This is a genomic window from Streptomyces aureus, from assembly GCF_001418135.1.
Lineage (GTDB): Bacteria > Actinomycetota > Actinomycetes > Streptomycetales > Streptomycetaceae > Streptomyces > Streptomyces aureus_A.
Genome location: NZ_LIPQ01000318.1, coordinates 17,336 through 28,067 on the forward strand (window position 1 = coordinate 17,336; position 10,732 = coordinate 28,067).

6 protein-coding genes and 1 pseudogene are annotated in these 10,732 nt (G+C 69.5%); 2 read left to right on the top strand and 5 right to left on the bottom strand.

From position 1 onward, the window contains the following. The first annotated feature begins 182 nt into the window (after positions 1 to 182). Together AOK00_RS25255 and AOK00_RS25260 are read left to right on the top strand one after the other, a co-directional pair. Positions 183 to 4,931 (top strand): DUF6531 domain-containing protein, encoded by a 4,749-nt coding sequence (locus AOK00_RS25255; protein ID WP_055602558.1) that lies wholly within the window; start codon positions 183 to 185, stop codon positions 4,929 to 4,931. 8 nt (positions 4,932 to 4,939) lie between these two features. Beyond that, positions 4,940 to 5,944: a hypothetical protein gene (locus AOK00_RS25260; protein WP_055602559.1), complete on the top strand. Its 1,005-nt coding sequence runs from the start codon at positions 4,940 to 4,942 to the stop codon at positions 5,942 to 5,944. 170 nt (positions 5,945 to 6,114) lie between these two features. On the opposite strand, the pseudogene AOK00_RS25265 reads toward AOK00_RS25260, so the two are convergent. The 5 genes and pseudogenes from AOK00_RS25265 to AOK00_RS25285 all read right to left on the bottom strand — a co-directional run. Continuing rightward, positions 6,115 to 6,438 (bottom strand): annotated as a pseudogene (locus tag AOK00_RS25265) (YjbQ family protein); the annotation flags it as partial. A gap of 356 nt (positions 6,439 to 6,794) precedes the next feature. Then, the gene (locus AOK00_RS25270) at positions 6,795 to 7,160 is read right to left on the bottom strand and encodes a hypothetical protein (RefSeq protein ID WP_254047491.1); all 366 of its coding nucleotides are present in this window, start codon (positions 7,158 to 7,160) and stop codon (positions 6,795 to 6,797) included. Positions 7,161 to 7,616: 456 nt separating this feature from the next. After that, entirely contained in the window at positions 7,617 to 7,835 is a 219-nt protein-coding gene (locus AOK00_RS25275) for a Ku protein (RefSeq protein ID WP_437441443.1), read from the bottom strand. A gap of 118 nt (positions 7,836 to 7,953) precedes the next feature. After that, positions 7,954 to 8,214 (bottom strand): hypothetical protein, encoded by a 261-nt coding sequence (locus tag AOK00_RS25280; protein ID WP_055602563.1) that lies wholly within the window; start codon positions 8,212 to 8,214, stop codon positions 7,954 to 7,956. Positions 8,215 to 8,582: 368 nt separating this feature from the next. Then, positions 8,583 to 9,914 (bottom strand): DUF1254 domain-containing protein, encoded by a 1,332-nt coding sequence (locus AOK00_RS25285; RefSeq protein WP_055602564.1) that lies wholly within the window; start codon positions 9,912 to 9,914, stop codon positions 8,583 to 8,585. Positions 9,915 to 10,732: the final 818 nt, after the last annotated feature.

Genomic DNA, 10,732 nt, shown 5'->3' on the forward strand with positions numbered 1-10,732 from the left:
TTAACTGCTGGCCGGTCAGGCCTTCTTGACCTCGCAAGCCTTGTGAGCTGGGTACTTTGCCAAACCGGTGACGCTTTTCGTCACACATTCAGACAGGTTGCTGTAGCGGATTACGCATCGCCTGGACGCCGTGGTAGGACTGTTGGGCTGGCTGATCATCATCTGACGGGGGACATGGGGTCATGGCTGTCACGGTGCCGGACTGGGCGGACACACTGCTGGACCTCGTGGGGGTGAACTGGCCCAACGTCGACGAGGACGCCTACCGGGAGATGGCGGACGCCTTGCGGGAGTTCGCAGACGACTTGGCTGATGACGGGCAGCTCGCCAACAACCACATGGAGCGTCTGCTGTCGTCGGGCCACGGCGAGGCCATGGACGCGCTCAACGAGCACTGGGGCAAGGTCAAGGGCAAACACCTCAAGGACCTCGTCTCGGCGGGCCGCACGATCGCCGGCGCACTCGACATGGCGGCGGGCGCGATCGAGGCCATGAAGTGGAAGGCGGTCGCGGAGCTCGGCATTCTGGCCGGTCAGACCGGCCTGGCCATGGCGCTGATCCCGGTGACTGGTGGCCTGTCCGCGTTGCTGGGCGCCGGAGCGATCGCGTTCACGAAGAAGCAGCTGCTGAAGCTCATCACGGGGGCCATGGAGGAGGCGGTTGGTCACATCGTCTCGGTGATGACGGAGCCGGCGGTGGCGGCGCTGGAGAACATGGCCGCCGACCTGGTCGTCCAGGTCAGCATGGACGCCCTGGGCGTCCAGAACGGTGTGAACCTCGACCAGACGAAACAGGCCGGCAAGGACGGCTTCGACGAGGGTGTGCAGGGCGCGAAAGAGGGCCTCAACCTCGCCTCCGCCGGGGGCAGCGGTGGCGGCGGCAAGGGCAAGGGCTTCCACATCGAGCACGACGAGCACGACAGCGCCGGCACGAAGCTGAACGGCGTGAGCGCCGGGATCCACGGCAAGACCACCGGAAAGCTGACCAAGGCCAGGACGGCTCAGGGTCGCAACAAGGGGCGCGACAACATCGCCGACGCCCTGGACCCCGTCATCGAGAAGGCCATGGGTGCCCTGGTGAAGTCCGCCAAGACCATGGGCGACCACGTCGGCGAGACGCTACCGAAAGCCGTCAAGCGAATATCCACCGACCACAAGAACAACGACGACGCCACCCGCGACCGCCTCGCCCGCCAACGCAAGGACGACCACGACGACAAGGGGAACGGCCCCGGCGGAAAGGACGGACGCGGCCCCTCGCGCTCCGACGGTCAGCGCCGCACGCGCCCCGAACCGCTGCGGGACGCCAAGGACGATCCCCGCCGCAACGGCATCCCGCTGGACAAGAAGACCTGCAAGAACGACCCGGTCGACGTGGCGACCGGTGTCATGACGCTGCCGCAGACGGATCTGATGCTTCCGGGCACCCTGCCCCTCGTCCTGGAGCGCACCCACCTCTCTGCCTACCGCTATGGGCAGTGGTTCGGTCGCAGCTGGGCCTCCACCCTCGACGAACGCATCGAACCCGACCCGGTGGGCGGCGGCGCCGTCTGGGCGCGGGAAGACGGCTCCCTGCTGGTCTACCCGCGCCTCCCACAGCCGGACGGCGAGGACGTCCTGCCCGTCGAGGGCCCCCGCATCCCGCTGGCCCACGGCGGCACGCACGAGGATCTGACCACGTACACGGTCACGGAGCCCGACACCGGCCTCACCCGCTCCTTCACCGGCAGCCCGTACCGGACATCGACGGCGTACTGGCTGAGCGAGCTGACCGACCGCAACGACAACTCCGTGACGTTCTCCCGCCGTTCGGACGGCGCCCCGATCGTCGTCTCGCACAGCGGCGGCTACCGGGTCCGGGTCACGGCCGAGGACGACCGGGTCGTCTCCCTCGCGGTGGACACGCCACAGGGGCCGGTGGACGTCATGTCCTACGGGTACGACGTCTCGGGAAACCTCGACGCCGTCGTCAACTCTTCGGGGCTGCCACTGCGCTTCACCTACGACCACGCCGACCGCGTGACGTCCTGGACCGATCGCAACGGCTCGACGTTCCGCTACGTGTACGACGGCGGCGGACGGGTCGTCGAGACCGTCGGCCCCGACGGCTGCCTCTCCTCCACCTTCGCCTACGACATCGAACGACGCACCACCCACTACACCGACTCCATGGGCGCCACCACGGTCTACCTGATCAACGAGCGCCTCCAGACCGTCGCCGAGACCGACCCGCTGGGCAACACCGTCAGCCAGGACTGGGACCGGTACGACCGCCTCCTGAGCCGCACCGACACCCACGGCAGGACGGCGACCTGGACCTGGGACGAGGAGGGGCACCTCATCGCCGTGACGACGCCGGGCGGCGCGGTGACCACGGCCGAGTACGGCGACCTCGGCATGCCGGTCGCCACGACCGCGCCGAACGGCGCTCGCTGGACGAGGACGTACGACGAGCGTGGCAACCAGCTGGCGCTGGTGGGCCCGGACGGCGCGACGGTCCACTTCACCTACGACGAGAACGGCGCCCTGCTCTCCATCACCGACGTCGACGGCCGCACGGAGACGTTCGTACCGGACCGCGCCGGTCTCCCGCTCTCCCGGACGGACGAGGCCGGGAACACCATCACGTTCACGCGCGACGCCTTCGGCCGCCCCGTCACGGCCGACGCCGGCGGCGCTGTCACCACGCTCGAATGGACCGTCGAGGGCCTGCCGGCGCGGCGGACCGCTCCCGACGGCACCACGCACACCTGGGAGCACGACGGCGAGGGCAACTGCGTCGCTGAGGTCGACGCCCTCGGGGGCCGCACCCTCCACGAGTACACGCACTTCGACCTCCCGTCGGCCCGGACCACGCCGGACGGCGCACGCCACGAGTTCGGCTACGACACGGAACTTCGGCTCACGGAGGTCCGCAACGCGGCCGGGCACAGCTGGAGTTATTCGCGCGACACCGTCGGCCGTATCGTCTCGGAGACCGACTTCGACGGCCGGACGGTCCGCTACGCCTACGATGCCGCAGGCCGGTGGAGTTCACGGACCAACGTCCTCGGACAGGTCGTCACGCATCATTTCGACGACGACGGCCTGCTGGTCGCCAAGGAGGCGGACGGCACCGTCACCCGCCTCACGTACGACGTGATGGGGCGGATGACCTCGGCCAGGTCGCCGTACTCGGCCCTCACCATCGAACGGGACGACCGGGGCCGGGTGACCGCCGAGACGGTCGACGGCCGCACCACGCGCTACCACCACGATGCGCTCGGCCGGCGCACCGGCCGGGTCACCCCGAGCGGCGTGGCCACCACGCTGACGTACGACGCGAACGGGAACCGCTCCGCGCTCGACCTCGGCGGTCACACCCTGACCTTCACCCACGACGCGCTCGGCCGGGAGGTCCGCCGCTCCCTCGGGCCGCTGGACAAGCCGCTGACCCTCTCCACCGAGTGGGACGGCTCCGGCCGCATCAGGGAACAGACGCTGGCCGTGCCCGGCCGCCCGGTGCGCTCACACGCGTACGACTACCGGCCCGACGACCGGGTGCGTTCCCTCACCGACCTCCTCACGGGTCACACCCGCACCTTCGAACGTGACGCGGCGGGGCGCGCGTCGAGGATCGAGTCCGCCGGCTGGACCGAGACGTACGCCTACGACATCGAGGGCAACCAGACCGCCGCCCACTGGCCGGACCGCGCGCCGCACCCCGAGTCCCGGGGCCCTCGCGAAATCGAGGGGACGGCCGTCCGCTCCGCCGGGGCCATGAGCTACGTCCACGACGCAGCGGGGCGGGTCGTCGAACGGCGCAGGAAACGGCTCTCCCGCAAGCCCGACGTATGGCGCTACACCTGGGACGCCGAGGACCGGCTCACCTCCTGCACCACGCCCGACGGTGTGCTGTGGACGTATCTCTACGACGCGTTCGGCCGACGGACGGCAAAGCGGCGGCACGGTCCGGACGGTACGGTCGTCGCGCAGACGGTGTTCACCTGGGACGACGCGCGCCTGGCGGAACAGACGGACAGCGTCGGCGCCACCACCCTCACCTGGGAACACGACGGCCACCGGCCGCTGGCCCAGATCGAACACCGCGCACCCGCCATGGGCGCCGACGCGGCCGGGGCCGACCAGACCGAGATCGACTCGCGGTTCTTCGCCGTCGTGACCGACCTGATCGGCACGCCCACCGAACTCGTCGACGAGACGGGCCGCATCGCGTGGCACAGCCGCGCCACGCACTGGGGCGTCACCAGCTGGAACCAGGACGCCGACGCCTACACGCCGCTCCGCTTCCCCGGCCAGTACGCGGACCCGGAGACCGGTCTCCACTACAACTACTTCCGGCACTACGACCCGGAGGCCGGCCGGTACCTCACCCCCGACCCCCTGGGACTCGATCCCGCACCGAACCCCGTCGGCTACATCGCCGACCCGCTCACCGAGGCCGACCCCCTGGGCCTCGCGCCGTGCCTCCAGGCCCTCCAGGACATGGCCACGAAGATCGCGCACGTCTTCCCGGAGGACAAGCGGCGGTACCAGACCGTCGCGGTCATCCACGCGATCACGCCGAAGGGGCCCCGGATGTTCGTCGCGGGAACCAGTAAGGTGCCGTTGACCAAGGACCAGCTGAAACTGGCCAAGGAGATGGGCCTCATTCCGATCCCGGCGGACGAGTACCTGCCCAAACCGCCGCCCAAAGAGCGAGGCGGCCACGCCGAACAGAACATCCTCCACTTCCTCCACAGGAGGCACGAGGCGAGCGGCCGTGAGAGCTGGCTGCCGACGCACGGCGCGGCGTCCCGGCCGGTCTGCCCGGACATCTGCCCGCCGATCATCCGCGCGGCTGCGGGCGAAGGCCGGATCGTGCAGTTGTACGAGCCCAGCGGCAACTACCTAAAGTTCTACTGGCCCGACAACTACCTCAAGAAGAAGTAGGAACCAGCATGGAGTACGAAACCGTCCCAGCCCAGCTCACGGCCACCCAGGAGCTGCCGGGCCTCGGCTCGGCGCTGGGCCGGCTCGACTCGTTCCTCGTCAGAGACGGAGCCCACTGGATCGTGGCCCGTGACGGAGCGCGGGTCGAAGCGGGCCGCCTCTCGAGGGACACCAGCACGGTCTTCGGCGTCCGGCACAGCTGGCGGCTGCCCGGGCCGGACCGCGTGTACGCCACCCCCGTACCGGGCGGCGGCCTGGCGGTGAGCGGCATCGACTCCGTCACCCTCCACGAGGCGGACGGAAGCATCCGCTGGACCTTCCCGCACCCCGCGTGGCCGAGCGGAGCCCATGGCGCCTGCGCCCCCGACCCCGCCGGCACCGCGCTGCTCGCGGTCGTCCGGCCCGCGCTCGACACCGACCCGACCGAGGTGCTGCTGAACCTGGACCTCGCCACCGGAACGGTCCTGGCCGCGGCGGAGCTCCCGACACGCTGGGGCACGTACGAGTTCCAGCAGCCGATCGGCCCGGCCGCCGCGCAGGAGGTCTTCCTCAACGCGGCCCAAGGGCAGGAGGAGGCGTACTCCCTGCTCGTCACCGCCACGCGGGAGCACCTGGCGATCACGCAGGTCGGCGATCACGACGAACCCTTCACGGGCAGCAGCCTCCCTTCCGGCGCCTTCCTGACGCTCGCCGTCGCCGGGGAGGAGCTCACCCGATACGACACACCGGCCCGCCGCCGGACGGCGGCGAAAGCAGCTGTGGTCCTCCCGGACGAGCTCGTCTTCATGGGGCAGCCGGGCTTCCTCGATGACGAACGGGTCCTGGCGGCGGTCGGCGAGGACCCCTGGGAGGAGGAGTGTCGTCACGCCCTGCTCGGCGCCGACGACCTGCGCCTCCGGGCCGAGGTCACGTATCCGCCGGGCATCGAGGTGACGGACCGCACGCTGCCCCTCGGCGACGGAACCTGGCTCACCTTCGACGGCGACACGGTCCGCCGCTGGCGCACCGGCTGACGCCCCGCCCGCGTCCGGGCGCCTCGTGGGCCTGATGGCACGGGGGGCGGTCTGCCGTACCGAGGAGCGGGACGGGTCGCACGAAGCACTCCGGCCGTACGGGGACGAGCACGCCGAGAGGGAAGAACCCGGTCGTGCGGCCGCTCCCAGGGCGATCCTGATCGACTCGGTCAGCCCAGGAAGCTCAACCGCACCTGGCGGTCGGGGTTGTCCTTGTTGGTATCCACCAGGCACACCGACTGCCAGGTGCCGAGCGCCAGTTCGCCGTCGATCACGGGGAGCGTCGCGTGCGGGGCGACGATGGCCGGCAGGACGTGGTCACGGCCGTGGCCCCGGCTTCCGTGCCGGTGCTGCCAGCGTTCGTCGGCGGGGAGCAGGTGGTGCAGGGTCCTCAGCAGGTCGGGGTCGCTGCCCGCGCCCGTCTCGATCAGCGCCACGCCCGTCGTGGCGTGGGGCGTGAAGACGTTGAGGAGGCCTCCCCGTCCCTCTGCCACGTCGGCCAGGACGGCACCGACCTCCCCGGCTGCCCCGCCTGCGGGGACGAGAGACCGCTGGTGTCGCACTCGACCGGGCACGGCTGGGTGGAGCTGTGCCGTGGGTGCGCCTGGGTGCTGGCGCCATGTCCGTGCGGGCAGCGGCACCGGTTCGTCCCGGAGACGCCGTTCAACTGGAAAGGGATCTGGTCGGCCTGCGGGCTAGCCGGTTGGATGCGGCATGGGGGGCTTGAGTGTGGACGATCAACTGGGTGGCGCGCGCTCTTCAGATCGTTGCCTGCCGCGCAGGTGATCGTTGCCCGGCGCTCCTCGTAGCGAAGAGATATCGCGGACGCTGCTGGGAGGTCGCCGGCTGGTCACCACACGTCGACGGACCAGACGTCGCCCCTCTGATGTCCGTCTGGATCTGGGTCGCCTGACCCGTACGGGTCAGGGTCGGCGACCACGTGGATGCGGGCGGCGGACGCGGATACGCGGTAGCAGTCCATGTCACTCGACGTGTTGAGCTTGTCGAGTTCGATCGTGTGGCCCAGGGTCAGGATGGCGGTCTGCAGTTCCTTGAAGGGGACTCCGGGTGCGAATTCCCCGTACTCCCGCGAGAGCGGGGACGGCACGGTGCTCGGGGACTGGTCGTACAGCAGTCGTTGGATCTTCACGCCGAAGCCGAAGCACGACATCTGTCCGTGCCGCCCTGGCTGGTCCGGCGAGAAGTTGATTTCCACGAGCCCGTAGTCCCGCCGCAGTAGGCCACCACCGGGAACATCGAGGCATGTCGTCCCCAGGGCGGCTTCCCAGGCTTCCGGGTCGGCACCGAGGCCAACTCCCAGGACCTCACCGCAAATGGCGACGTGAGCGTAGAAGTCCAAGGCGGACACCCGCCAACTCCCTCAACTATCCGGACAGGGCACCACTTACTGATCTTCGCACAGGACAGCCGGACCAGCGCCCAGTGTTCGGTGATCGTACAGAGCGGCCTGTCAGGGCAGTCGCCGGGTGAGTTCGTCGCCGTCGTAGAAGTCGAAGTCCCAGGCGGGATGCGTCTTTCAGATCAGCTGTCGTCTTCCCATTCCTCCTGGCAGAACCGGGCTTCGCTCGCCATGTCCCGTCAGCTGGGCCGGAACCCGCCCGTGGGACCGCCGCAGCCATCAGCTGGCATGCAGGTTCCGGCTTACCAACGTTCAGGATTCCGGGACGCGCGTTTCCCGGTCGATGAACGCCACGATCTCGATCGCCTTCGCTGTCGGCAGCGGCATCTCCGCCAGGTCCTCGTCCGTGATCGGGATGACGTGATCCTTGCTGATCTCGTAGCCCTTGCCGATATCGTCCTCGGCGAGGACCTGGCCATCGACATCGCACGTCTTGCGGTACCGGATCCGGCCACCGTCCTCCACGTGCACCTGCCGCAGGGAAACGACACCCCTCCGGACCACAGGGGACGGGGCATCCGCACTCCTCCAGGCCTCCCTGGACGTGCTCCCAGGCTAGGCAGACCCAGCCCGTGATCGCACGCCCCTGCTACCCGGTGACGCGGACCTGGAGCTCGTACGGCGTGCCGCTGCTGATTGCCTGTGCTTGTTCGCGCAGGTCGGCCCCGGTGAAGTCGAGGAGCGCGGCCTCGGCGGCCGCGCGGAGCAGCGGCACGATCTCGTCGGCCGGCCGGCCCCGGTGCGTCTCGGCGAGCTGGGCGTAGGCCTGCTGGTACGGAGCACCGTAGGCCCTCGCGGGGTCGCGCAGGAGGTGGTCCATGTCCTGCGCGCTGACGGTGATCTCACCCATGACCGCTCCCGGCGTTCTGTGGGCCCGGTGGATCCCGCGCCCCTGTCTTCGACGCTACGAGCCACCACTGACAGCACGTGCCCTTCACCGTCTGCCGTTCGAGCGCCGCCCGACCTCGTCCATCTGTGCGAGTAGTGGCCTGCTTGCGAAGAAACGTGCACCCGGCTGAACGCCCTGCGGTACCGGCTGGGGCAGCACCAGGAACAGCTGATTGTCACGATCTCTCTGCTCGCCGGTCTCTGGCTGACCGCTGTGAGCATCTACGGGCTGGTCTCCTGAAGCAGGTGGGCCCCGGTTGCGATCCCCCTGGTTCGGCTTGACGGCGCTCGAGAAGGAATCCTTGGGGAAGGTACCGGGGCCCTCAGGTTTCAGCTGGTGCGTTGCAGTGTGGGCGGGGTCCAGTCGCCGGTGAGGGCGGGCTGCTGGGGCCAGTAGAGGCGGAGGAAGACGTTGAAGCTGCCCTCGGGTGCGGGGAGCCAGTTGCTCTCGCGGTCGGGCCCCGGGTTGTCGTGCTGGACATAGATGTCCAGGGAGCCGTCAGGGTTGGTCCGCATGCCGCTGCGGTCGCCGATCGCATACCGGTTCAGCGGGTTGTCGGCGAACAGCTGACGCTCGTCCATCATCGTGAGGGACCAGAAGCCGTCGACGGGCGGGATCTGACCGACGTCGAAGTGCAATACGTAGGTGTGAGCGCCGTCGAGGGGCCGGCCGTCGGCGTCGTGAGTGGCGTGCGGGTACAGGGCGTCGGCGTCCAGGTTGGCCCCGTACCCGACCAGGGTGATGACTGCACGCTTGGCGTAGTCGGTGCCGTAGTCCCCCAGGCCTCGGTGCACGGTCCACCCGGCGACGTTCCCGGATTCCGCCTGCGCGAGCAGGTCGCGCAGGGTCTCCGGGCCGCGCCGCGTGCCCGCGTCCAGGGCAGCGAGCTGCTCGGCGGACAGGTCGTCCGGGCTCGCGCCGGGTGCGATGCCCAGTTTGGCGATCCTGCCCAGGAACGGGGCATCGGCAGGGTCGGGGGGATTGTCCACCATCATCCGGCTGAGGAGGGCGAAGTACTCGCGGCCGCCGAGCCCGTGGACCTGGTCGACAGGCGGCGTCGTGGTGTCCGCACCGGCGGAGACGGGGACGTCGGTGGGAGGAGAGTAGCCGTCCGGGTCGCCGGTCCACTGCGACAGCGGAATCAGCCGGGTTTCGTCCTGGAGCCGGTTGACGGCCGGGAAGTCCGACGGGCCGCTGGTCGCGTAACGGGCGATGATCCAGTTCACGGCGGTGGGCGACTTCAGCAGGGTCAGCCCGGGCGGCGTCGCTCCCGACCAGGACGGCCCGGCGATCAGGAACGGGCCTGCGGACGGGCCGTACTCGCGCCGGCCGACGACGGCACAGACATTAGACCAGGCATCCAGGATCGGGACCATCCAGAACCGGTCGCCGAAGTCGGGCAGGGTCAACACCTGGGGCTGATCGGACAGATCGAGCCAGGCACTGGAGTACAGGGTGTCGGCGTTCGGTGAGACGACCTCAGTGAAGGAGGCGTCCGGGGTGGCGCGCATGTAGCAGAACTGGTTGACCGGGGCCTTTCGCCTCGCGTCGTCGCGGGCTGGAACCGCCGTCATGGCGTCCTTGGTCAGGGCCGCCGTGACCAGCGGATACCCGTAGATCCACGCCTCCGTGGCCAGTTTCTCCATCGACTCGTCCGTCATCGGCTTCTCCCAGGTGCTACGGCGGATTTCAACCGGGCCCGACGCTACGAGCGCCACCTTCCACCCGCGCGGCGGGCCCGCCGAACGGGTGACGGACGGCGTGCCGTGCCGAGGCGCCTGGCCGTCACGAAAGTGCGTGCGCGGTCGCGCCATGCTGGAATGGAAGGCGGCAACGAGTGCGGCCGGAGGCGTGGCTCCCGCCCGGTCGAAGGCTGAAAGCCGCCAGCGAGGAGCCGGAATGAGCGTCGACGAATTCTCCGAGATCAGCCTGCGGACTACCTGGTCCTCGAGTTCCCGGGAAATCGCGCTCACGTTCGGCCGTCTGGGCAGGGAGCTCCTGGCATGCGGACACGAGCGGAGCAGCACTCTGAGGTAATGGATGGGTCTGGAGAGCCTCCTCCTGCAGTGACGTCGAGGAAACCGGCACGTGAGCACCGGAACCAGGTCCCGGCCCTCGTGGCAGGGGTCGTCATCGGTGCGGGCGGGGCCGGCGCCATCTGGGCTCTGACAGACATGCCGCGACCTGGGTCGGCACCAAGCTCCGCTGGGACTTGGCCGTCGACGAGGCTGAGCGCCAGGCGCTTCTCGGACTTGCCGAGGACTGCCCCAACACGACTGTCGTCTACGAGCGCGCTGCCTCGTAGAGGCCCGCAGCTCAGCTGCAGGGCGTGGCAGCGACCGGGTGCTGGGAAGGCGCCTGTTGACCTGTCTAGGGCCTGTTCGATGGGTCGTGTGACGCTCCCGCTGGGAACTCGTTCCGTGGGACATGGGGCGGGGAGATCTTTCGGATGAAGAGCGGGCTCGGCTGGAGCCGCACT